Below are 25775 nucleotides of genomic sequence, written 5' to 3' on the forward strand. Positions count from 1 at the left end.
GTTCTTCTAAATTAAACATGCCTGAGGATCTCCACGATTTTGTTTTCTTTGACAAAAACTTTGATCGTGCCTCAGGCACTTAGTTCCCTTCTTAAGCAAACCTCAGGTTATTTAATAATCAAACGCACCGCACATCAAAAAGTCAAAATCTGATAAAACGCCAATAACCAAACAATGACGAACGAGAACACAGCCGCGATAATATCATCCAACATGATACCTAATCCGCCGTGAATATAACGATCAAACCAGCGAATCGGCCACGGTTTCCACATATCCAAAATACGGAATACAATAAAACCAGTAAAAACCCACTGCCAATTAATCACAGGAATAGCCATCAATGTGATCCACATACCGATAAATTCATCCCAGACAATACTGCCATGGTCATGAACTTTCATATCATCAGAAGTACGTTGACAAATCATTATCCCGAACAATATTCCGACAATAATCACCAGCCAGCAAATCCATTCTGGAAACTGAACCAGTAATAACCAGAATGGAACAGCAGCAGCAGACCCCATTGTTCCTGGCATTACTGGCGATAGCCCACTACCAAAACCCGTCGCTAATAAATGCCAGGGATTCTTCATCCGTAAACGGCGTTTTGCCTCATCCATGTGCTTCCTCGGCAATAAAGTGATCGAACCCTTTCAGATCCAATTTAATCTCTTTATTCTTGCTGTAATAACGAATCTCTTCTGATTCAGGCATAATCTGTCCGACACAACTAAAACCGGCGCCGGTATGAGCCAAAGCGATTTCCAGCGCGCCACGATTTCTCTCCGGGACAGTAAAACATAATTCATAGTCCTCCCCGCCGCTCAAAGCCCACATAAGCGCCTGTTGCGGTTCAACATATTGTTTCATTGCACCAGAGTAAGGGATCGCATCCAGATTTATTCTGGCTCCACATCGGCTGGCTTTCAGTATGTGGCCCAGATCGGAAATCAAGCCATCAGACAAATCAATTGCTGACGTTGCCAGATCACGCAATGCCTGCCCTAGCAAAATACGGGGTTGCGGCCGGAGATGACGTTGAATTAGCCAATCACGAGACACTGGATCAGAAATTTGCAAATGGTTTTGTAACAGAGCCAAACCTGCCGCACTGTCACCCAACGAGCCACTCACATAAATCCAATCGCCATTTTTTGCGCCGGCACGCCGCAATGCTCTGCCTGCGGGAACCAGACCATGAATCGTTAGCGTCAGGCTCATCGGGCCACGGGTGGTGTCACCACCGATAAGCTGCATACCGTAATAACGCAATTGTTCAAAGAGGCTGTCACTGAAACCACTTAGCCAACATTCATCTATTTCCGGTAATGTTAACGCAAGTGAAAGCCAGGCAGGATCAGCACCGACAGCAGCCAGATCACTTAAATTCACCGCCAGAGATTTATAAGCCAAATCTTCAGGAGAAATATCAGGTAAGAAATGAACGCCTGAAACCAAGGTATCCGTGCTAACAGCTAATTGCTGTTTATCGGCCAGCGTCATCAGTGCACAGTCATCACCAATACCCAGATTTACGTCACGCCGGTTAGTTGCTTGGCGATCAAAATAACGCGCAATGAGGTCAAATTCGCCACATGCCATAATAAAATCCCAAAAAATTACTGACGATTATGAACATAAGGCCGGTATCCCGGCCTTACAAATCATCGTCTACGGTGGGAAAAACCCGGTGAGCAGTGAGAATTATCTTTTCTTGCGTACTGCTGGGCCAGATTTATCCAGTACCCCGTTCACGAATTTGTGACTATCTTCAGCACCAAAGACTTTTGCCAATTCGATAGCTTCGTTAATAGCCACTTTATAAGGGACATCATCACGATAACTTAGTTCAAACATAGCAACACGCAAAATGGCTTTTTCTACCTGACCTAACTCTTCAAGCTGACGGGAAAGATAAGGAGCCATCAAAGCATCCAGCTTAACTGCGTTCACAGCTACTCCTGACAGCAATTCACGAAAATAGGTTACGTCAACACCAGTGACGTCCTGCTCCGACAGAAACTGTAATTCAACGTCAGCAATGTCATTGCCAGATAATTGCCATGAGTATATAGCCTGAACAGCGCACTCACGAGCACGACGACGAGCAGCAGGTTTCACAAGATTCCCCTTATTAAAACTAAAATCAGCCTTTAATGGCGTTAATTACATTGATCATTTCCAGTGCGGTTAATGCAGCTTCTGCGCCTTTATTACCCGCTTTGGTTCCCGCGCGTTCAATCGCCTGTTCAATGCTTTCTGTAGTCAGAACACCAAATGCCACTGGGATTTTACTGGTCATTGCCACATCAGACAGACCGGAACTGCATTCACCAGCAACGTATTCAAAGTGAGCGGTACCACCACGGATAACGGTACCCAGCGCGACAACTGCGTCATATTTTTGGGTTTCGACCAATGTTTTTACCGTCAACGGCAATTCATATGCGCCAGGAACCCAGACAACAGTGATATTTTCTGAGGCAACCTGACCGATACGCTCAAGTGCATCTACCGCGCCTTCTAACAGATTATCATTAATGAAGTTGTTAAAACGTGCAATGGCAATCGCCACACGAGCTTGTGGAGCCGCAACAATACCTTTGATTACGTTCATAGCCTTCCTTATATCTGTTCATATCCGCAGGGGGGCGGATTCTATCATATTCTTTCGTTAGCCGCGCCTGCCGATTTAGCAACAGAGCATAAAAACAGGCGGGTTAACCCACACTCACACATTCAGTCAGTATACAGGCCGCAGGCACAGACGAAGATCAGGCCCGACTTGCTGTACATCAAAAATGTTAAATTCCGGCGCATCCGCCAGATTTTTAAGTTCAGGAATGGTAAACAAACCACAGGCGGCATCACCCAGCACTTTTGGCGCAACATAAAGTATCAACTCATCTACCAGCCCCAAAGTCAGTAATGCCCCCGCCAACAGCGGACCACATTCGGCCCAGACAGTATTAATCTGACGCTTACCCAATTGCATCATCAGTAACACTAAATCTACACCAGCACCATGAGCAGGCAACAGTATCTGCTCTACATTTTCAGGCCAGTTATATTCATCCGCTTTGGTGCGGGCTAACCAGCAATAGCCCGGCTGTTGTATGACCTGATGCTGCGAGGTAACACGGTTCTGACTGTCAACAATGACACGCACCGGCTGACGAAGATTTTCCTCAGGATAAATCATCTGAGTTTCTGCATCCAACTCATTCCAGCGAACAGTCAGGCTAGGATCATCAGCCAGAACAGTACTGCTGGAACTCAGAATCGCACTGCACTGAGCCCGGAACTTTTGCACATCATAACGAGCCTGGGATGATGTAATCCATTTGCTTTCTCCAGAAGCTAACGCAGTTCTTCCGTCAAGAGAAGCCGCCATCTTCAACTGAACATACGGGAACCCTGTACGCATCCGCTTCAGAAACCCCTTATTGAGGGATTCCGACGCCTCCATCATCAATCCGTGTTCGACTTCAATCCCCGCCTGTTGCAGCTTATAAAACCCTCTTCCCGCTACTTGAGGGTTAGGGTCCTGCATAGCCGTAACCACACGACTAACGCCAGCAGCAATCAGGGCATCAGCGCAAGGAGGCGTTTTACCGTGATGACTGCACGGCTCAAGAGTGACATAAACGGTTGCGCCTTTAGCTCTATCACCGGCCACCTGTAAAGCATGGACTTCGGCATGTAGCTCACCAGAACGTAAATGAAAACCTTCCCCAACAATCTGCCCATCACTCACAATCACACAACCGACATTAGGATTAGGTGACGTAGTAAAGCATCCCTGACGCGCCAATTCGAAAGCACGCGTCATATATTTTTCATCGTTATTCACTACTTATTAATCCTGTAATTTAGCAATCTCTTCACCAAATTCACGAATATCCTCAAAACTGCGGTAGACGGAAGCAAAACGGATATAGGCGACTTTATCCAATTTCTTCAATTCATCCATCACCAGATTACCAATCATTTTAGATGGAATTTCCCGTTCACCAGTAGCACGTAACTGAGATTTAATATAACTAATCGCCACTTCTACATCATCAGAACTGACCGGACGTTTCTCCAATGCTTTTTGCATCCCTCGGCGCAGTTTTTCTTCATCGAATGGCTCCCGGATATCATCACTTTTTATCACTCTCGGCATAACTAACTCCGCCATTTCAAAAGTGGTAAATCGTTCATGACACTCAAGACACTGGCGACGCCGGCGTACCTGCGAGCCATCCCCCACCAAACGGGAGTCAATCACTTTGGTATCAACAGCGGCACAAAATGGGCAATGCATATCACTTCCTGATGGTTAGTCCGAACTAGGTTTACAGTTTACCTTAATCTGAACAAAAAACACCCTGCCAGCCAGATACTCACAGGGTGTTTGAACAGCATCAAGGCAGAATAGTTAAGGCAATAAAGATGGCTGATCAGCCCCTTCCTTCTCAACCTTTTGCTGAATCATGTGTTCACGCTTCATACCCAGTTTCAACGCTAATGCGGAAGCAACATAGATAGAAGATATCGTACCGATAGAAACACCGATTAACATCGCCAGCGAGAAGCCTTTCAGCATCGCACCACCGAAAATATATAACATCAGCACCACCAGTAAGGTAGTCGCAGAAGTCATGATGGTACGGCTCAGTGTTTGCGTCAAAGAGACGTTCATAATTTCATACGACGTACCCCGACGGATCTTACGGAAGTTTTCACGGATACGGTCAGAAACCACGATACTGTCATTCAATGAATAACCGATAACGGACATCAGCGACGCCACAATCGTCAGGTCAATCTCGATATGAAACAACGACAGAACCCCGAGCGTAATGATGACATCATGCGCAAGCGCAAGAACCGCCCCCAACGCCAAACGCCATTCAAAACGGATCCCAACATAAATCAAGATACAGATAAGGGCCGCCAGTAACGCCATCGCACCATTTTGAGCAAGTTCAGCACCGACACTTGGCCCAACAATTTCAACACGATTCACACTCGCGTCTTTATCAACGGAGTCATTGATGACCTTAATAACCTTTTTGCTCAATTCTTCATTAGCAGCGCCCATCAGCGGTGGCATACGCACCATCACATCACGGCTGCTACCGAAGTTTTGCAACAAAGGATCTTCAAAACCCGCTTTCGCCAGGCTATCACGCATCTTATCCAAATCAGCCGGCTTACTGAGTTTGATTTCAATTACCGTACCACCGGTAAAATCCAATCCCCAGTTAAACCCGCGGGTTGCCATCACAAAAACAGAAGCCACCAACAGCAGCAACGAAATTCCGAAAGCAACGTTGTCCCAGCGCATAAAGTCATAGACTTTGCGGCCATAGTTCAATTGTTCAACAGTATAATCCTGTGCCACAACGTGCTCCTTAGATTGACAGCTTCTTAATACGCTTACCGCCATATAGCAGGTTCACGATAGCCCGAGTACCTACAATAGCAGTGAACATAGAAGTAGCGACACCAATTGACGTTGTTATCGCAAAGCCTTTAATTGACCCTGTACCAACAGCGTAAAGAATGACCGCAGTGATCAGCGTAGTCAGGTTGGCGTCGATAATACTGGAGAAAGCGCCTTTATAGCCTTCATGTATCGCTTGCTGTATGGTACGGCCATTACGCAGCTCTTCTTTGATACGTTCGTTTATCAACACGTTAGCATCGACTGCCACCGCCAGCGTCAGAACAATACCTGCAATCCCCGGCATAGTGAGCGTAGCCCCCGGCAACAGAGACATAACACCGACAATCAGCACCAAGTTAGCCAACAGCGCACTACTCGCAATCAAACCGAATTTACGGTAGTAAATCACCATAAACAGGATTGATGCGACCAAGCCCCACAAACAGGCTTCCAGACCTTGCTCGATATTTTGCAGGCCAAGGGTTGGCCCAATGGTACGTTCTTCCACAATCTGAATCGGCGCAATCAGAGCGCCAGCACGCAGTAACAAGGATAACTGACGGGCTTCAGTTGCATTGGAAATACCGGTGATACGGAAATTACTTCCCAGACGAACCTGAATATTGGCAATGTTAATCACTTCTTCATTTTTGACTAACACAGCACGACCATTAGCATCTTTCTTACCACTGTCTTTATATTCCACAAACAGCGTTGCCATTGGCTTACCAACGTTGTCCTTGGTGAAATTAGACATCGCAGCGCCTCCGGCGCTATCCAGTGAAATATTCACTTCCGGATTACCATATTCATCAGTACCAGAGGTTGAATCTGTAATATGATCCCCGGTCAGAATAACGCGCTTATATAACACAACCGGACTGCCATCACGGGTATTTTTCACCTCAGAATCACCCGGTACCCGACCTGATGCAGCCGCAGTATAGTCAATACTTGTATTGACCAAACGGAACTCCAAGGTTGCTGTCGCGCCAAGAATTTCTTTAGCGCGGGCAGTATCCTGAATACCTGGTAATTCAACCACGATACGGTCAGCTCCCTGGCGCTGAACTAACGGTTCGGCCACCCCCAGTTGGTTAACGCGATTACGCAGAATGGTAATGTTTTGCTGCACTGCATAAGAACGGGCTTCACGCTGGCGCTCGTCACTCATCACCGCTTTCAGGGTATTATTGGCTCCAACACTGAAAACTAAATCACGGTGACGATTGGTAAGATAGCTCTCCGCATCAGAACGGGCGTTTTCATCACGGAAACGGATCTCTACACCGTAATTATCAATTTTGCGGACAGTGGAATAAGGAATACCTTTTTCGCGTAAATCAGTACGCAGGCCATCAATATTCTGCTCTTGCAGTTTTCCTAATGCGGTTTCCATATCCACTTCCATCAGGAAGTGCACGCCACCACGCAGATCAAGGCCCAGTTTCATTGGCTCTGCGCCAAATTTGCCCAGCCAGGCTGGTGTTGCCGGCGCCAGGTTCAATGCCACCACATACTGATCGCCCAATGCGGGCATCAAGGCCTCTCGGGCACGAAGCTGAATATCAGAATTATTGAAACGAGCAAGAATCGCGCCATTTTCCAGCACAATAGATTTACTCGTGATTTGATCTTTCTCTAAAATATTACGGACTTGGTCCAGCGTTTGCTCACTGGCGGCAATACCTCGCACGCCAGTGATTTGTACAGCCGGATCCTCACCATAAAGGTTGGGAAGTGCATAAAGCAAACCGATGAGGATCGCAGCGATCAGCATCAGATACTTCCACAAAGGATAACGGTTTAGCACGGCAGTTCCCTTCGGGAAAATCAGAAATTACAGAGCCTTCATTGTACCTTTCGGTAGAACGGCAGCGACGAAATCACGTTTAATAGTCACTTCAGTGGTGTCATTCAGTGCTAAAACGACATAACCCGTATCAGCAACTTTAGTTACACGACCAATCAAACCACCATTGGTCAGAACCTCATCACCTTTGGAAATAGAATCCATCAGTTTTTTATGGTCTTTCGTACGTTTCTGTTGTGGACGCAGGATCATGAAGTAGAAGATCAGACCGAAAACAACCAACATGATGATCAGAGAATATGGACTTCCCTGAGCCGCCGGTGCGCCAGCAGATGCCGTTGCTTCAGAAATAATACTCATTAAACTTTTCCCTCATTGTTATCAAAATTGATAGTAATCAAAAAAACCAACCGCAATATGCTATACACACTGAGGTCAGTCAATTACTACTTAAGTCAAATATTTAATAGCGGAACAGGTTTACCAATCCGCTGATAAAAATCTTCAACAAACTGTTCAAGATTACCTTCTTCGATGGCTTTACGGATCCCAGCCATTAGACGCTGATAATACCGCAAATTATGGATAGTATTCAGCCTTGCACCGAGAATTTCGTTACAACGATCAAGATGATGCAAATACGCCCGACTATAATTTCGACAAGTATAGCAATCACATTGCTCATCCAGCGGCGAAGTATCTTCTTTATGTTTGGCATTACGGATCTTAATGACACCCTCGGTGACAAAAAGATGACCATTACGGGCATTACGGGTTGGCATTACACAATCGAACATATCAATGCCACGGCGAACCCCCTCCACCAAATCTTCTGGTTTTCCTACCCCCATCAGATAACGCGGTTTGTCCTGCGGGATTTGCGGGCAGACATGTTCAAGAACACGGTGCATATCTTCTTTAGGCTCCCCAACCGCCAGACCACCTACAGCGTACCCATCAAAGCCTATCTCTACCAGACCTTTTACTGAGATATCACGTAAATCTTCGTAAACGCTCCCTTGAATAATACCAAACAAAGCATTTTTATTCTGTAACTCATCAAAACGCTTACGACTACGAGCCGCCCAGCGCAAGGACATTTCCATCGAACGTTTCGCATAATCCCAGTCAGCAGGATATGGCGTACATTCATCAAAAATCATCACAATATCAGAACCCAGGTCATACTGGATTTCCATTGATTTTTCCGGGCTGAGGAAAACAGGCGTACCATTAATTGGGTTGCGGAAATGCACACCTTCCTCTTTGATTTTACGCATCGCGCCAAGGCTGAATACCTGAAAACCGCCTGAATCCGTCAAAATCGGGCCATGCCATTGCATAAATCCATGCAAGTCGCCATGCAGCTTCATTATTTCCTGCCCTGGACGCAACCACAGATGGAAAGTGTTGCCAAGCAGGATTTGCGCACCGGTCTCTTTTACTTCTTCCGGCGTCATGCCTTTTACTGTGCCGTAAGTCCCCACTGGCATAAATGCCGGCGTTTCCACAACACCACGTTCAAAAACCAGACGACCGCGCCGGGCCCGACCATCGGTAGTTTGTAATTCAAATTTCACTTAACCTCCAGGCATCAGATAAACAGTCTGATGCTGATTTCATACATTATGACAATAAATTAAGAAACTTTTTCCTTGAAAGCCAAAGGATTACGGCGAATAAACATGGCATCGCCATAACTAAAGAAACGGTATTTCTCTGCCACCGCCTCTTTATAAGCACTCATGGTATTTTTATAACCAGCAAATGCAGAAACTAGCATGATAAGTGTCGATTCCGGCAAATGGAAATTCGTAATCAGCGCATCAACAACCTGATATTCAAACCCCGGATAGATAAAAATCTGCGTATCATTAAAAAATGGCGCAATTAATCCATTTTGGCAAGCTCTTGCTGCACTTTCCAGCGAGCGGACTGATGTTGTTCCGACAGCGACAACCTTATTCCCCCGGGCCTTACATGCGAGGACCGCATCAACCACATCCTGCGGCACTTCAGCATATTCAGCATGCATAATATGGTCTTCAATGGTTTCCACACGCACTGGCTGGAAAGTACCGGCACCAACATGCAAGGTAACAAAAACCATTTCCACCCCTTTTTCACGCAGGGCTTCCAATAATGGCTCATCAAAATGAAGGCCTGCCGTTGGCGCGGCTACTGCGCCTGGGCGCTCACTGTATACCGTTTGATACAGCTCGCGGTCCGCCTCTTCATCAGGACGATCAATATAAGGCGGCAAGGGCATATGGCCGACATCATCCAGAATGGACAGCACATCACGCTGATCATCAAAACGTATTTCGAACAGCGTGTCATGGCGGGCCAGCATCGTCGCTTTAACGTTCTCACTGTCACCCAGCAACAGCTCCGCCCCCTCTTTTGGCGCTTTGGAAGCACGCACATGTGCAAGTACCCGCTTATCATCCAGCACCCGTTCAACCAGAACTTCCAATTTACCGCCGGTGGCCTTCCGGCCAAAAATACGCGCGGGTATAACTCGGGTATTATTGAAAACCAGCAAATCCCCGGCATTCAGCTTATCAAGAACATCCGTAAAAACACCATGCGCTAACGCCCCCGTTTCACCATCAAGAGAGAGCAGACGGCAGCCACTGCGTTGTGGTTGAGGATAATGAGCAATCATTTCGTCAGGAAGTTCAAAAGTAAAATCGGAGACTCGCATTATATTTAATCATTCAGAAAAACAGGCGGACTAGTCTAGTGCCGCAACTCTGAGGGTGCAACAAATAAGCACATAACTTCGCTGATTTATATTATAATCGCCGGATGAATTTTCTCGCTCACCTTCATTTAGCTACTCTGGCTGAAAGCTCCCTGTTAGGGAATCTGATGGCGGATTTTGTTCGCGGTAATCCAGAGGGGCAATACAGCGCTGACGTAGTTGCAGGCATTCGCATGCATCGACGGGTTGATGTATTAACAGATACCCACCCGTTGGTTATTCAAGCCCGCCACCTGTTCAGTAGCCAATACCGACGGGTTGCGCCGATTACATTGGATATTATTTGGGATCACTTCCTTTCCTTATATTGGGATAAACTGGTTCCCGATGACTCATTACCCGCATTTATTCACCGTGCCCGCAATCAGATAGAACCTCATCTCCATAAAACTCCCGAAAAATTTCAGGAAATGAATGAGTTTTTATGGTCGCAAAACTGGTTGATCCGCTATGCAGATCTTGCATTTATCGCCAATGTACTAAATGGCATGGCCCGAAGACATCCCAGATTATCTGCCTTATCGGGATCATTTCAGGATATAGAACAACATTACTCTGACCTCGAAGCGTTATTCTGGCAATTTTATCCCTATATGATAGAAAAAGCGGAAAATAAAGATTTTTATAACCTCCCCCAAATGAAACTGGAAACCTCACCCAATTAACAACATGGGTAAAGCGTTACAGTAAAGAAAATAAAAATAAAGTATTGATAGGTAAAATCTATTGCAAAAATTAGTATTTTACCCTTTATTGATGTACGCTAATTCCTTATTCTACATCCAATTTTTACATAAACCTCGGTTAAAACTACAGGAGTAACTCATGGTTCTGGTAACTCGTCAAGCCCCTGACTTTACAGCAGCAGCTGTCCTTGGCAACGGCGAAATAGTTGGGAATTTCAACCTGAAAAAACACCTGAACGGTAAACCTGCCGTTATCTTCTTCTGGCCGATGGACTTTACTTTCGTATGTCCTTCTGAGCTGATCGCATTCGACCACCGCTACGAAGAGTTCAAAAAACGCGGTGTTGAAGTTGTTGGTGTTTCTTTCGACTCTGAATTTGTCCACAACGCATGGCGTAAAACTCCTATCGATAACGGTGGTATCGGCGAAGTTAAATATGCAATGGTTGCTGATACTAAACGTGAAATTCAAAAAGTATACGGTATTGAGCACCCAGAAGCTGGCGTAGCTCTGCGTGGCTCTTTCCTGATCGACAAAAACGGCGTTGTCCGTCACCAAGTTGTTAACGATCTGCCACTGGGCCGTAACATTGACGAAATGCTACGTATGGTTGACGCACTGCAATTCCACGAAGAGCACGGCGATGTATGCCCTGCGCAGTGGGAAAAAGGTAAAGAAGGTATGGGCGCGTCTCCAAACGGCGTAGCTAAATACCTGTCTCAGAACGCATCTAAACTGTAACCTCAAACGTTACCCATAATTCAGACCAGTTGGTTGCTGCCAACTGGTTTTTTTATCGCTGAAATTCCTCGTTTTGCCACCTTGCGCACAAAAAATAAATCTTTCTAATAATTATCATCACTTATAATTAAATTTACAATTGATTAACATTAAAATTCGTGTAAATAAAATAAGCGCTTCCACTTTATAAAAATCATCCCGCAAAACGACAGGAGCTCACAACATGTTGAAAACATGGAAAACACCACTGGTAATAATATCCTTACTTATCTCTTCTCATCTTTATGCCGCTTCAGAACCTGCCGTTGAAGCTAAAAATGGTATGGTTGTCTCAGCCCAACACCTTGCTTCACAAGTTGGTGTAGATATCCTCAAGATAGGTGGAAATGCTATTGATGCAGCTGTTGCTGTTGGCTATGCCCAGGCCGTTGTAAACCCATGCTGCGGCAATATCGGCGGTGGTGGTTTTATGACAATTCACCTGGCTGATGGCACAAATACTTTTATTAACTTCCGCGAAACCGCACCAAATGCGGCAAGTGCCAATATGTATCTGGACAAAGAAGGCAACGTCATTAAAGGAGCCAGTTTATATGGCTACCTGGCTGCCGGTGTGCCGGGAACCGTCATGGGGCTGGAGAGTGCCTTAAAGAAATATGGCAAATTGAGCCGCGAACAGGTCATGGCGCCGGCAATTAAACTAGCACGTGAAGGTTATATACTGACCCGAGCAGACACAGATATTCTGGACACGTCAATCAAACGTTTCCGCAAAGATCCAGAAGCAGCCCGTATCTTCCTGCGTAAAGATGGCTCCCCTTATCAACCGGGCGATAAGTTGATACAAACCGATCTGGCAAATACACTGGAATTAATCGCCAAAAAAGGACAGGAAGCATTCTATCATGGGGATATTCCTAAACGGGTTGCAGAAGCAGCTAAAAAATCAGGCGGCATTATTACCGAAGCCGATTTCGCCAATTATAAGATCTCAGAAACAGCCCCCGTCACCTGTAGCTACCGCGGTTATAAATTTATCTCTTCACCGCCACCCAGTTCAGGAGGGGTAACAATGTGTGAAACCCTGAATATTCTGGAAGGCTACAACCTCAAAGAAATGGGATTCAACTCTGCTGATTATATTCACACACTGACGGAAGCGATGCGTCATGCCTATATGGACAGAAATACTCACCTTGGCGATCCAGAATTTGTCAAAAACCCAATCGATCGTTTACTGAGTAAGAGCTATGCCGAATCTCTGCGTAAAAAAATAAAACCAGGAGAAGCAACATCATCAGAAAATGTTCAGCCGGGTATTGAACCACATGAGAAACCAGAAACCACGCACTACTCCATTGTAGATAAAGAAGGTAATGCAGTTTCAACCACTTATACAATCAATGGGCTTTTCGGTGCTGTCGTCATTGCACCGGGAACAGGTTTCTTCCTCAATGATGAAATGGATGATTTCACGACAAAAATTGGTGAGAAGAATCTGTATGGACTCGTTCAAGGTGCGACTAACTCTATCGCCCCTGGTAAGCGCCCACTATCATCAATGAGCCCGACACTCGTCACTAAAGACAATAATATATTCCTTGTCCTGGGCTCACCCGGAGGCTCCCGTATTATCTCTATCACGCTACAAACTGCCTTAAACATCATTGATCACGGTATGACTCCTCAGGAAGCGGTCAATAGCCCTCGCATTCATCACCAATGGTTACCAGATGAAGTTTATTATGAACAACGAGGTATTTCTAAAGACTCACTGAATTTGCTGGAAAAAATGGGATATAAGATGGTGGAACAAACACCGTGGGGCGCAGCTGAGTTGATTATGGTCGGTTTACCAAAAGCCGCTAACATTTCAAATACAGGTTCTTCAGGTAATGATGCTGCTGTATCTGGTCAAGTTCGTGAAAACTATTTCTATGGCGCCAATGATGTTCGGCGCCCAGCAGGTGCCGCTATTGGTTACTAACAATAGGTAATTCAGCAAACCATGTAAAAGAATACCAAGATAGCGGGATGGAACACCTTTCTCAGGCACGCCATCCCGCGCTTTCTCTAACTATCTGACGATGACAAACGGTTAAATAAACGGACCATTATCACTAATGACTTTGACTTTCTTGTGAACCAGAACGACCCCAAATACGGTCATAAATACCAAACACAACCAGAACCAACAGGGATGGCGCTAACCAAGCTAACCCTTGATCAGCCAATGGTAAACGAGTTGCCCAATTTGGTAATAAATACACCAGGTTTTCTGATGACTTGATAGCATCTAAAATACCAAACAGCAGACTGATTAGCATAACCGAAGCCAAAATACGGCTAAAATTATTCCACCAGCGCAGAGTAAAACTCAGAACAATCAAAACGATACAAGGTGGATAAATCGCAGTCAGTACTGGAATAGAAATATTGATCAAATGACTCAAACCAAGGTTAGAAGTCAGCATGGAGAACAAACCAAGGATCAGAACCAATGAACGATAAGACAGAGGCAGATAACGGCTGAAAAACTCAGCACACGCACAAGTCAATCCCACCGCAGTCACCATACAGGCGACAAAAATCAACACGGCGAGGAAAAGAGCGCCAACACCACCAAAAGTATGCTGAACATAGGCATGCAAAATTACAGCGCCATTTTCCGCATGAGGAATTAATGACCCGCTGCCAGAACCCAGTTTGAACAGAGACAGATAAACCAGCACCAGACCAAACCCGGCAATCACCCCTGCCCACGTCGCATAACGGGTCAACAATGAAGCTGAAGCAACACCTCTTGAACGCGCCGCGTTAACGATAACAATACCGAATACCATAGCGCCTAAGGTATCCATCGTCAGATAACCATTAACGAAACCACTAGAGAATGGGATTTGTTGATAAGCCTCAATTGCAGGAATTGCTCCCCCCGCAGGCCAAAGTAGAGCGGCAACGCCAAGTATACCTAACGCCAGCATTTTAATGGGCGCCAGCACATGCCCGACAGTATCAAGTAAACGACCAGGGTAAAGCGAAACAGCAATCACCAAAGCAAAATAAATCAGGCTGTAAATAAAGAGCGATAATTCACCCGAACCGGCAAGGGGAGCAATACCCACTTCAAAAGAAACCGTCGCAGTACGTGGAATTGCGAATAGAGGACCAACAGCCAGATAACAAACTGTCGCCAGCAGCAACCCCGCAGCCTTACCAATGGGTGAACTCAGCTCTTCAATACCACCGCCTACTTTTGCCAACGCGATGATTGTAATTACCGGTAAACCAACCGCGGTGACCAGAAAGCCTAATGCAGCTACCCAAACATATTCACCCGATTGTAATCCCACCATAGGAGGAAAAATAATATTTCCCGCTCCTACAAACAGGGCAAAGGTCATAAACCCTAACGCCCAAATATCCTTAGATGATAAACGATTTGTCATAATAATTGTTAATTTTTTGTTACCATTTTAATGGCTTGAATAATATAAATACCGCCAATAGTTAAGCCCGCATTGGCAATATTGAACCCTAATTTAACGATTTATTATCAAAATAATATTCACCTGTACCTGTTTAATACAGAACCATAGTGGTTATTATAGATAGAATCGCCAGCAACTGCCCACAAGTAAAACTTTTATAGTGTCAGAAGGCAATAGATAAACCAGAATGCAGAGTCATATACTGCACTCTTTTTCAAAACCAGTGATTGCTGTTAGCTATCATTGAATACACACTATATGATTTGTGTTTTTTTTAACCTTCAAAGCTAATAATTAATTTCACAAGTTAATTATTGCTTTTAATTAAATCATTATTATCTCTTTTACTGGTTAATTTAGCCGGTACAATCAATCCTGACAATAAAGTAAAACTGAAAGTTGTTCCTTGACCTATTTCACTGGAGATTTCAAGGTGGGAATGGTGGTGATGTAAAGCATGCTTAACAATAGCAAGACCGAGACCGCTTCCACCCGTTTGCCTGGAACGGGCTTTATCTACCCGATAAAAACGTTCAGTCAAACGGGGTAAATGTTCTGCACTGATACCTGGTCCATTATCTTTCACAATAAACTCGGCGCCGTGGGAGTTCTTTTTCCAACTGATATCAATCTGAGTGCCTTTCGGGGTATGATTAACCGCGTTATAAACCAGATTCGACATTGCACTACGAATCTGCTCTTCATTGCCGAAAACTTTTAGTTTTTCACTAATATCAAAATTAATTTTATAGCATTCATTACCAAGCGCGGCGGCTTCCTGACGCAATACCTTAAGCATCAAAGGCACATCAACTACTTCATTCATATCAATCTGAGGAGCCGCTTCGATTTTAGAAAGCAGCAATAATTGCTTCACCAGACTATCCATCCTCCGAGTTTGTTCCTGCATTGTATTCAGCGCCTTATTACTCAGCGAGCCAGACACCTCCTGATCCTGCATGACTTCCAGATAACCCTGCAATACAGTTAAAGGGGTACGCATTTCATGGCTGACATTGGCAAAAAAGTCACGGCGGGCATTTTCCAGGGCCCGTTTCTGCGTCACATCCCTGGCAACCATTAATAGTTGCTCTCCAGAGTAAGGCATAACCCGAAACTCAACAGTGAAACCATTATTTAATTCTATTGATAACGGACGTACAAAATCCCTGGAAAGCATATACCGATTAAAATCAGGATAACGAAGTAAATTAAAAATAGGCTGCCCATTGTCCTCAGGCCAACGAAAACCCAGTAAATGCTGGGCCAAACGGTTACACCAGAAAATATTACCCTCAGTTGTCATCATAACAATAGCATCCGGCAATAACTCAGCGCCGCTACGAAACCGTTTGATCAACAGCGCCAGTTCACGGCGCCGTTTCCGGTTCCGTTGCTGCATTTGGTGAATACCATAAAAAATCGGCTCCCATCCCCCCCTTCCCGACGGCGGCAACATCCTACGATCTAACCATAACCAATCCGAAAGTTTCAGCAAATTATAGCCATGCCATATCAGCGCCAAAAATACCGAAGCAAACAAGCACCAGGACAAATGACCAATAAATATCGACAAAACTAATGCAGGCAAACAAAAAAGAAACAGTTCTGAAACCAGTTTTTTCCAGGATAAACGTTCTAACACATCATGTTCTCCGGCGCGCAAACTCAGTAACGGGTAGAAAAACGATAACCAGTACCGCGAACGGTCTGCACCATTTTATCATGACCACCAATCTCTAATACTTTACGTAAACGGAGAATATGCACATCAACAGTTCTGTCTTCAACATAAACATTTGCTCCCCAAACATAATTGAGCAACTGTTCACGGCTGTAGACCCGCTCAGGATGAGTCATAAAGAAATGAAGTAATTTAAACTCGGTCGGCCCCATATCCAGAGCCAGGTCCTGACTGGTCACACGATGGGAAGTAACATCCAAAACCAAGCCATTCATTTCAATGATATCTTCCATCACCATAGGTGAAATACGCCGCAATACCGCTTTGACTCTGGCAACCAGCTCTTTAGGAGAGAAAGGCTTGGTTATATAGTCATCTGCCCCAACTTCGAGGCCGCGAACCCGATCTTCCTCTTCACCACGTGCGGTCAGCATCATCACCGGAATATCACGGACATTATTATCCCGTTTCATTTGCTTGATCATCTGCAAACCAGAACCACCAGGGATCATCCAATCCAATAACACCAAATCAGGATAGGGTTCAGATAAACATGCCAGCGCAGAATCATAATCCTCCGCCTCTACCGGTTGATAGCCATTTTTTTCCAGCACAAAACAGACCATCTCACGAATCGGAGCTTCATCTTCAACGACCAGAATACGTCTTGTCATGGGTTAATCCTGTTAAATATTGAGATAAACGCGACTGAGTTTTAAAAGGCATTATGCGTCAGTTTTATGACAGATTTATGAAATCCTGCCTCGGTTATCCTCCACCTGCAATCTGTTTCGCAATAATTAATTCAAACAACTATCATATTTCATCATGAATGCGAAGCGGCTCGGAGATATATTCACGAAGCCAGATTTAAAGGCGACATTCAGAATATAGCCATTATAATCATCATTCACTTTAATCCATTGCGGCGGCACTATGCGTATTATTCACACTTCGGACTGGCATCTTGGTCAATATTTTTTTACAAAAAGCCGGGCTGTTGAACATCAACATTTTCTGCGTTGGCTGATTAAACAGGTTGAAAATTACCGGGTTGATGCATTAATTGTTGCCGGAGATGTGTTTGATACCGGCTCGCCGCCCAGTTACGCCCGTGAGCTATATAATCGCTTTGTTGTTGAACTGCAACCTACTGGCTGTCAGTTAATTATCCTTGGTGGTAATCATGACTCCGTGGCAACGTTGAATGAATCAAAAGAACTGCTTTCCTGCCTGAATACCACCGTCATTGCGAATGCTGACGAAGATCCACAAAAACAGATAAAAACACTTAACACCAGGGAAGGTCAAGCTGGCGCCATTCTCTGCTCAATCCCTTTTCTGCGGCCAAGAGATATTATGACCAGCCAGTCAGGTCAGTCAGGAGAACAAAAACAACTGGCGTTACAGGAAGCAATTGCAGAACACTATGATCAACTCTATCAGCAAGCACGTAAATTACGTGATGAACTGGATTTACCCTTACCTATTATTGCCACCGGGCATCTAACCACCGTTGGCGCCTCAGCCACAGATTCAGTCCGGGATATTTATATTGGTACACTTGATGCCTTCCCGGCGCAAGCTTTCCCACCGGCGGACTATATTGCACTTGGGCATATTCACCGGCCACAAATCGTGGCTAAATCTGAACATATTCGCTACAGCGGTTCCCCCATACCGCTCAGTTTTGATGAAGTCGGGCAGGAAAAAAGCGTCTGTTTGGTGGAATTCACCCAAGACAAACTGGCATCCATTACACTTTTACCTATTCCTCAATATCAGCCCATGCAACTTATCAGGGGTGATCTGCAACAAATTGAGCAACAGTTACAGACTTTTAATGACTATAAAGGCGAGCAACCCGTCTGGTTAGATATTGAAGTTGCCACACAAGATTATCTCCACGATATCCAGAAAAGAGTTCAATTGATGGTTACAAAACTTCCTGTTGAAGTCATTCTGCTACGGCGTAGTAAAACACAGCGACAAAATATGCTGGCGCAAGAAAACAGAGAAACCCTGACAGAACTCAGCGTTAACGAAGTTTTTACCCGGCGGCTTGAACAGTCAGAACTTGAAGATGAAGAACACAAAAAACGTCTGACCACCCTTTTCGAACAAACACTGAATAATATCTATCAGGATAAAAACAAGGAGGAACAGGCATGAAAATTCTGAGTCTGCGGCTGAAAAACATTAATTCATTACAAGGCGAATGGAAGATTGATTTCACAACAGAGCCGTTTGCCAGCAGTGGCCTGTTCGCAATAACCGGCCCTACCGGTGCAGGTAAAACCACATTATTGGATGCCATCTGCCTTGCCCTTTATCACGAAACCCCGCGCCTGACAGTTTCAGCATCACAAAATGAGCTGATGACCCGCCACACAGCAGAATCCCTGGCAGAAGTTGAGTTTGAAGTGAAAGGTGTCGCTTACCGCGCTTTCTGGAGCCAACGGCGAGCGCGCAACCAGCCGGACGGCAATCTGCAAGCCCCCAAAGTGGAACTCGCATTCAGCAGCAACGGCAAAATTCTGGCAGATAAGATCCAGGATAAGAAAGAGAAAATTATCGAAATTACCGGATTGGATTACGGTCGTTTCACCAAATCCATGCTGTTATCCCAAGGAGACTTCGCTGCTTTCCTCAATGCCCAACCTAATGAACGGGCTGATTTATTAGAAGAATTAACTGGCACTGAAATTTACGGTATTTTATCCCAACAAATTTACCAGCAACATAAAGAAGCCCAGTCAGAACTGGGTATTTTGCAAGCCAAAACCTCTGCCATTGATTTGTTAACGGAAGAACAGCATCAACAATATCTCGAACAACAGCAACAACTCGCTGATTCTGAATCACGACTGAATCAACAAATAAAAACCCTGCAACATTCGGAGCAATGGCTGATTCGAGAGGAAGAACTTCAACAATTTGCTACTGAAAATCAGGTTGCTTTACAACAAGCAGAAAAAGCGCTTACCCATGCAGAGCCGCAGCTGCAAAAACTGGCCAACAGTGAACCAGCAGAAATACTTCGTCCATTATTGGATAACAAAAACCGAACTCAGTATGAACATCAGAGAATCAATAAACAGTTGGAAGATATGCGTCAGCAACTTCATCAACAGCAGCAGATATTCACGCCGATACAACAAAAAGTGACTGATGCCGATTCAGCCAGAGAAGCACATCAACAACACCGGCAACAACAAGAAAAACTGATATCAGAACAGGTGATCCCATTGGAGCATCAGATTGATAGTCAGATTAAAGATCTTAATCTTACACTGCAACAAATCGGCGAACAGAAAATAGCGTTTGAAAACAATGATCAACAATATAACGCGGCAAACCAGCACGCCCTATCATTAACCAGTCAAAGAAAACAACTAGAAAACTATTTCGAACAACAGACTTACCATCAATATTTCGGTGAAAAAATTGCTTTCTGGCAACACCAATTCTCTTGGTGGCAAGAACAGCAACAACAGATTAATCACCAGACTCAAAAAATTGACAAGTTCACCGCCGAAATCACACAGCTCAACACTAACCTGCATAAACAAGAAGCAGACCTAAAACAACAGATTGAAAATAACCAACCTCTGAAACTGGCATTTGAACTGGCAGAGCAGCAATTTTTTCATCTGCAAAAACAATATTCACCGGAGAAATTACAAAAACAATTAACTAAATATCAGGAACGACAGCCACTACAACATAAACTGGAAATACTATCCCCGCAGATCCTGCAATTACAAACCACAATTGCCAGTAATCGTGTTCGTTTACAACAACCGGAAAAATTATTAAAGGAACTGCCTGTTCAAATTGGATCTATTGATAAACAACTCTCAGACAAACAGCAACATTTAGCCGATCTTTCTCAACGTATTCAGTTAGAACAAAAAATTGTCAGCTTGGAAAAAGAACGGGCACAACTCAAAGAAGGCGTTCCTTGTCCACTTTGCGGTTCCGAACATCATCCGGCTATTCAAGCTTATCAAAAGATTGAACTACCAAAATCAGAACAACGCCTAAAAGATTTACGTCAGGAATTTGAAGAACTACAAACTACCAGAATATCATTAGTTAATAAAAACGAATTTCAACAGCAACAATACAACCATATTTTGCAAGAAATTGCTGATGCTGAACCAGCATTGAATTCATTAATTCAACAATGGCAACAAACTTGCGAAACATTACAAACTGAAATTTCTCCTTCAGATAAACCGGCACTTGAAGCATTTGTACAGCAGAACCAATCGGCTTATCAGCTTTGTCTGACCCAATTAGCCGAGTTTCAACTGGCAGAAAAAGAACATCAAAAAACAGAAAAAACGCTAACAGTCCATAAAGAACAAATTAAAAAAATTGAGCAACAAATTGAACTGAATAAACAACAATACAATGCCCTGAAAAAGGGCCAGTCTGAACTGCAACCAGAGATACAGCAACAACAGAGTAAACTGGCTGATATTATCGAAAAAATGACTTCTGAATTACAGAAATATGGCTTATCACTACCAATCCTGAATGATGCTGAAAACTGGCTGCAACAACGTAGAAATGAGTGGCAGGTATATCAAAACTGTCGTGAAAATTGGCAACAGATTCAGAAAGAACAAGCCATCGTTCAAAGTCAGATTGAATCATTGAATAAACAAAAAGAAGAATATACATCCCGTTTAAACGTATTTTATCAAAAAGAACAACAACAGAAACAGCAACTCGCAGAGACGCAACAACAGCGCCAAAAACTATTTGGTGAACAGTCGGTCGCGAAAATTACTCAGGCATTACAGCAACATTCTCAGCAGTTGGAAGAAAAATACAAACAGGCGCTGTCACATCTGCAACAAGCACAATCCAGTATCAGCCAGCTTACCGGCGCAATTCATGAGACTGAAAAAAGCAGCAAACAAGCTGAACAACAAAAACAGCAGTCAGAACAGAATTTCAACTCTGCATTAGCTGAAAGTATATTTACCGATCAAAGTACCTTTGAAGCAGCCCTATTATCACCAGAGCAACGTAAGGAGTTGCAACAACTCAAAGAACGGCTCGAACAACAACAGATACAGATCAAAACCTTGTGTCAAAAAGCAGCAGAAGCCCAGCAGCAACATCTGAAAAATCGTCCTGAATTCCTTGCTCAACATACAAAATCACAACTGACTGAACAGTTGGAAAACATCACTGATGAGCTGAAAAGAAACACCTTACAACAAGGAGAATTGAGAAACCTGCTTGGTAATGACGCAGTACGACGCCAACAGCAGAAATCCTTGCTGGAAGAGATCAGCCATTGCCAACAAAATTATGATGACTGGAGTTACCTTAATAACCTGATTGGTTCAGCCGATGGCGCTAAATTCCGCCGTTTTGCTCAAGGACTCACATTGGATCATCTGGTTTATCTTGCCAATCAACGGCTGAGAAAACTTCACGGACGCTATTATTTACAACGCAAAAACAGTGATGGTCTTGAACTGCAAGTCGTTGATACCTGGCAAGCCGATGCTATTCGTGATACCAAAACGCTTTCCGGTGGTGAAAGTTTTCTGGTCAGCCTCGCTCTGGCTTTAGCTTTGTCTGATTTAGTCAGCAATAAAACCTGTATTGATTCGCTGTTTCTGGATGAAGGCTTTGGCACACTTGATCCGGAAACCCTCGATATTGCGCTCGACGCTCTGGATCATCTGAATGCTTCTGGGAAAACCATTGGTGTTATAAGCCACGTCGAAGCCATGAAAGAACGGATACCAGTACAAATTAAAGTTAAAAAAGTTAATGGACTTGGAATAAGTAAACTCTCACCGGAGTTTCGTTATAACAAATAATAGCGGAAAATAATAAAAAGCCATGGCAGGATTTCACTTTGTTTATCCTGCCAAGTTTGATTCATTTAACAGCGATTCTATATTCTGCTTATTTTACATTTACCTAAATTGCCATAATCATTTAAAAATGAGAATACAGAAACATTAAAGACTTTATATCAAAGGTAGATTTAACTCAATAAATGTAACTTTTAATAGAGAGAATTAATCACATTTAATCGAAAACCATCAACCATTAATAAAGAGTTTTAAAAAATCCGCACGTAAAGGAACATTATCCGAACAGATAGGTATTAAAGATTTTCTCGTCGATTATTTTACGGAGAAAACACTAAAAATAACGCAATTAAAAAAAGATAAAACAGTTCATTTAGCAGGATTTAAACCCTGAAAAAACGGGTATGATTAACCTTCGTTAAAATATAAAACACGATATCTGGTGATGATTAAAATTAACAAAAAATGGCATTAAAAGCAGTAAAAACAACGGTAAAAACCTTATACCGATTAAAGCCACAAGTTAAAACAATGACTTTTAATAACAGTTTAAATCCTGACAATCATAAAAAGCAGGACAGGATTCCATTTTATTTACTCTGCTATATTTAATTCATTTATCAGCGATTCTATACTTCGCTTATTTTACATTTAATTAACTCGCCATAATCATTTAAAAGCGCTAACACAGAGATATTAAAGCTTTTATATAAAAGGTAGGTTTAACTCAATAAATGTAACTTTTAATAAAGTGAATCAATCACATTTAATCGAAAACCATCAACCATTAATAAATAGTTGAAAATAAATCTGCACGTAAAATAATGTTATCAAAACAAATAGCATTAAAGGCTTTCTCGTCGGTTATTTTACGGAGAAAACGCTAAAAATAACGCAATTAAAAAAAGGATAAAACAGTTCATTTAGCAGGATTTAAACCCTGAAAAAACAGGTATGATTAACCTTCGTTAAAAGGTAAAACACAATATCTGATAATGATTAAAATTAACAAAAAACGGCGTTAAAAGCAGTAAAAAAACGGTGAAAACCTTATACCGATTAAAGCCACAAGTTAAAACAATGACTTTTAATAACAGTTTAAAGCCTGACAATCATAAAAAGCAGGACAGGATTCCACTTTAATTTACCCTGCTATATTTAATTTATTTATCAACGATTCTATACTTTGCTTATTTTATATTTACTTAATTTCCTATAATTATTTAAAAAGCGTGAATACCAAGGTATTAGAGGGAAAGATTTCGGTGTGTGAGTATATTCAAGACTTGAAAAGCGACGAAGGAAAACTGGCTTGCCTATATACTTCCAACTAAAAGTTTTTTAATGAAAACCCAGATATACTGATTTTCAGATTTTAACTTTATTGTCATATGAATTTATTTTCCAGTGAGTCACAGTAACATCATGAAATATAAAAAACCCAAGAGGAAATAGGTGGGTAATAGTTCACAGCCATTAATACTCCCTTTCCCTTATACAAAAATAATTAACCCTGTAAGTTATAAAAACACTCAATTATTATTTTTCTGAGCTAGACTATAATTGGTACCAATTGAGAGAAATCACCTGTACGATAATTTAACATATTAATCACATAGAAACATTATTCAACTCAAGAGGAGTATATGAGCCAGAAGAATGATTTTAAGGCTTTTTCCATTAGTGATCATGCTAATGTAGTGAGTCAAGAAAGATATGAAGAAAGTCAAAATATTCAGACTGGGTTTCCACAAAATAACATCTCCACCCATGTATTAAATAAGGTATTACGCCAATCATCAACAATAGCCTCTGTTGTAGCCAATTTTATTGCGACACAATTTAGTGATGATATTTTGGATGATGGTAATATAGCCAAACTCACCGCTCAATTAAACAAAGCCTTAGAACAGAAAATTGCTGTAGGAGTTCCCGATGCCTCGTTAACACAAAAAGGTGTTGTTCAACTGACCAATGAGACTGGTAATGATGACACATTGGCAGTGACACAAAAACTTGCTCAGGAAATCATGAATTCATTGCGTGAAAATATTAACAGTAAAATACCCAATAGCCGGAAAATAAATGGTAAGGCGTTAACTGAAGATATTAATCTAAATGCGAGTGATGTGGGAGCATATACTCGAACAGAAGTCTATACACGAGCAGAGGTAGATAAACTGATTAAAACAATCAGTGAAGTTCCTGTTGGCGCTCCTATTCCCTGGCCATTGCCCAATCCACCTATAGGCTATTTCACTTGTAATGGTTCAGCTTTTAATAGATCACAGTACCCAACGTTAGCGGAAGCTTATCCTGACGGTAGATTGCCCGATTTAAGAGGCGAGTTTATCCGGGGCTGGGATGATAGTAGAGGGGTAGATCCATCTCGATCATTATTGTCATGGCAAGAAGGGGCTTATTTGGTACAGGAAGTTGGTTATGGCGATAATATTGTTACCTTCTCACTCAATGATCGTGAAAAATTGAAGTGGGATGTTCCCGGAAGTAGCGATATTTCGACAAGAGTTAAATATACTGGAGGTAGGCCGACTGGAGTAGCGAGTAAGGGATATCTAGGCGTATCAAGACCTCGCAATATCGCATTTAACTACATCGTAAAGGCAGAATAATAATGACACAAAATTATATTTCAGATTCAGAAACCGCCATATTAGGTGAAGATGGATTAGCAACTCAAGCTGGCTGGATAAAGGTTTATCATGCTAATACTTATTCGAGGGAATTCGCTGGGACTGATTTCGAATATGTTGCAGAAGGTGTAGGTTTGTCAGCACATTCTTACCTTGACGCGCCAGACCTTCCCAATGCTGATAATATGGCAGTGCGCCGCAGTGAGGACGGAAGTTATTGGGAAATCATACCTGACCACCGAGGGAAAATAGCTCACAACACGCAGACAGGTGCACAACAAGAAGTGACTGAATTGGGCGAATTACCAGAAACATTGACATTCAAGCAACCGGCTACCGAGTTTGATAAGTGGGATGGTGAAATATGGGTAATAGATGTTGAAGCGCAAAAAGTCAGTCAAATTAAACAGGCAGAACAACAACGTGCCGCTCTTCGCCGACAAGCCGATGAAGTTATAACTGTGCTGCAATATGCGGTTGAAACTGAAATGGCATCAGAAGCTGAAAAAACGTTATTGTTGGGTTGGAAAAAGTATCTGGTATTATTAAGTCGGATTGATATTTCATCGGCACCAGATATTAATTGGCCCGAAAAACCGCAAGAATAATAGCGTTAAAATTTCACCATCTTTGAATGTTGATAAAA

Annotated in this window: 21 protein-coding genes; 7 read left to right on the forward strand and 14 right to left on the reverse strand. The window is 43.1% G+C overall.

The features are described 5' to 3' along the window. Positions 1-134 precede the first annotated feature (134 nt). The 11 genes from pgpA to queA form a co-directional block, all read right to left on the reverse strand. Positions 135-626, reverse strand: coding sequence for a phosphatidylglycerophosphatase A (gene pgpA / locus ABR397_RS16860; RefSeq protein ID WP_350306775.1), 492 nt, complete (start codon positions 624-626; stop codon positions 135-137). Then, positions 619-1608: a thiamine-phosphate kinase gene (thiL, locus tag ABR397_RS16865; RefSeq protein ID WP_350306776.1), complete on the reverse strand. Its 990-nt coding sequence runs from the start codon at positions 1606-1608 to the stop codon at positions 619-621. The genes pgpA and thiL overlap by 8 nt, the downstream gene beginning before the upstream one ends. Before the next feature lie 102 nt (positions 1609-1710). Continuing rightward, complete coding sequence (gene nusB / locus ABR397_RS16870; RefSeq protein WP_021323465.1) at positions 1711-2127, reverse strand: transcription antitermination factor NusB; 417 nt, start codon at positions 2125-2127, stop codon at positions 1711-1713. A gap of 25 nt (positions 2128-2152) precedes the next feature. Beyond that, positions 2153-2623 (reverse strand): 6,7-dimethyl-8-ribityllumazine synthase, encoded by a 471-nt coding sequence (ribH, locus tag ABR397_RS16875; protein WP_350306777.1) that lies wholly within the window; start codon positions 2621-2623, stop codon positions 2153-2155. Positions 2624-2749: 126 nt separating this feature from the next. Next, on the reverse strand, positions 2750-3859 hold the full coding sequence (ribD, locus tag ABR397_RS16880) for a bifunctional diaminohydroxyphosphoribosylaminopyrimidine deaminase/5-amino-6-(5-phosphoribosylamino)uracil reductase RibD (protein WP_350306778.1): 1110 nt from the start codon (positions 3857-3859) through the stop codon (positions 2750-2752). Positions 3860-3865: 6 nt separating this feature from the next. After that, complete coding sequence (gene nrdR / locus ABR397_RS16885) at positions 3866-4315, reverse strand: transcriptional regulator NrdR (RefSeq protein WP_132353811.1); 450 nt, start codon at positions 4313-4315, stop codon at positions 3866-3868. Between the two features lie 114 nt (positions 4316-4429). Next, positions 4430-5398, reverse strand: coding sequence for a protein translocase subunit SecF (secF, locus tag ABR397_RS16890; RefSeq protein WP_350306779.1), 969 nt, complete (start codon positions 5396-5398; stop codon positions 4430-4432). Positions 5399-5408: 10 nt separating this feature from the next. Then, complete coding sequence (gene secD, locus ABR397_RS16895) at positions 5409-7256, reverse strand: protein translocase subunit SecD (protein WP_350306780.1); 1848 nt, start codon at positions 7254-7256, stop codon at positions 5409-5411. Positions 7257-7283: 27 nt separating this feature from the next. Further along, positions 7284-7616, reverse strand: coding sequence for a preprotein translocase subunit YajC (yajC, locus tag ABR397_RS16900; protein ID WP_021323460.1), 333 nt, complete (start codon positions 7614-7616; stop codon positions 7284-7286). A gap of 95 nt (positions 7617-7711) precedes the next feature. Beyond that, positions 7712-8836 (reverse strand): tRNA guanosine(34) transglycosylase Tgt, encoded by a 1125-nt coding sequence (tgt, locus tag ABR397_RS16905; protein WP_350306781.1) that lies wholly within the window; start codon positions 8834-8836, stop codon positions 7712-7714. A 59-nt stretch (positions 8837-8895) separates the two neighbouring features. Then, positions 8896-9963, reverse strand: coding sequence for a tRNA preQ1(34) S-adenosylmethionine ribosyltransferase-isomerase QueA (gene queA, locus ABR397_RS16910; protein ID WP_350306782.1), 1068 nt, complete (start codon positions 9961-9963; stop codon positions 8896-8898). Positions 9964-10067: 104 nt separating this feature from the next. On the opposite strand from queA, the gene ABR397_RS16915 reads away from it, so the two are divergent. The 3 genes from ABR397_RS16915 to ggt all read left to right on the forward strand — a co-directional run bounded on the left by ABR397_RS16915 (position 10068) and on the right by ggt (position 13438). After that, the gene (locus ABR397_RS16915) at positions 10068-10688 is read left to right on the forward strand and encodes an acyl carrier protein phosphodiesterase (protein WP_350306783.1); all 621 of its coding nucleotides are present in this window, start codon (positions 10068-10070) and stop codon (positions 10686-10688) included. A gap of 160 nt (positions 10689-10848) precedes the next feature. Beyond that, positions 10849-11451, forward strand: a complete 603-nt coding sequence (locus tag ABR397_RS16920; RefSeq protein ID WP_350306784.1) for a peroxiredoxin C — start codon at positions 10849-10851, stop codon at positions 11449-11451. Positions 11452-11674: 223 nt separating this feature from the next. After that, positions 11675-13438, forward strand: coding sequence for a gamma-glutamyltransferase (gene ggt, locus ABR397_RS16925; RefSeq protein ID WP_350306785.1), 1764 nt, complete (start codon positions 11675-11677; stop codon positions 13436-13438). Positions 13439-13571: 133 nt separating this feature from the next. On the opposite strand, the gene brnQ is transcribed toward ggt, so the two are convergent. The 3 genes from brnQ to phoB all read right to left on the reverse strand — a co-directional run bounded on the left by brnQ (position 13572) and on the right by phoB (position 17300). After that, the gene (gene brnQ / locus ABR397_RS16930; RefSeq protein WP_350306786.1) at positions 13572-14900 is read right to left on the reverse strand and encodes a branched-chain amino acid transport system II carrier protein; all 1329 of its coding nucleotides are present in this window, start codon (positions 14898-14900) and stop codon (positions 13572-13574) included. A gap of 349 nt (positions 14901-15249) precedes the next feature. Continuing rightward, complete coding sequence (gene phoR, locus ABR397_RS16935) at positions 15250-16587, reverse strand: phosphate regulon sensor histidine kinase PhoR (protein WP_350306787.1); 1338 nt, start codon at positions 16585-16587, stop codon at positions 15250-15252. Between the two features lie 23 nt (positions 16588-16610). Beyond that, positions 16611-17300, reverse strand: coding sequence for a phosphate regulon transcriptional regulator PhoB (phoB, locus tag ABR397_RS16940; RefSeq protein WP_350306788.1), 690 nt, complete (start codon positions 17298-17300; stop codon positions 16611-16613). Positions 17301-17562: 262 nt separating this feature from the next. Here phoB and sbcD point away from each other — a divergent pair, with 262 nt between their 5' ends. The 4 genes from sbcD (at position 17563) to ABR397_RS16960 (ending at position 25737) form a co-directional block, all read left to right on the forward strand. Next, the gene (gene sbcD / locus ABR397_RS16945; protein ID WP_350306789.1) at positions 17563-18798 is read left to right on the forward strand and encodes an exonuclease subunit SbcD; all 1236 of its coding nucleotides are present in this window, start codon (positions 17563-17565) and stop codon (positions 18796-18798) included. Next, a complete protein-coding gene (locus tag ABR397_RS16950; RefSeq protein ID WP_350306790.1) occupies positions 18795-22478 on the forward strand; it encodes an AAA family ATPase in 3684 nt (1227 codons plus the stop codon). The genes sbcD and ABR397_RS16950 overlap by 4 nt, the downstream gene beginning before the upstream one ends. 1643 nt (positions 22479-24121) lie before the next feature. After that, on the forward strand, positions 24122-25108 hold the full coding sequence (locus ABR397_RS16955; RefSeq protein ID WP_350306791.1) for a tail fiber protein: 987 nt from the start codon (positions 24122-24124) through the stop codon (positions 25106-25108). Positions 25109-25110: 2 nt separating this feature from the next. Then, a complete protein-coding gene (locus ABR397_RS16960) occupies positions 25111-25737 on the forward strand; it encodes a tail fiber assembly protein (RefSeq protein WP_350306792.1) in 627 nt (208 codons plus the stop codon). Positions 25738-25775 lie beyond the last annotated feature (38 nt).

This window comes from Photorhabdus viridis, from assembly GCF_040256935.1.
GTDB classification, from domain to species: Bacteria; Pseudomonadota; Gammaproteobacteria; order Enterobacterales; family Enterobacteriaceae; genus Photorhabdus; species Photorhabdus viridis.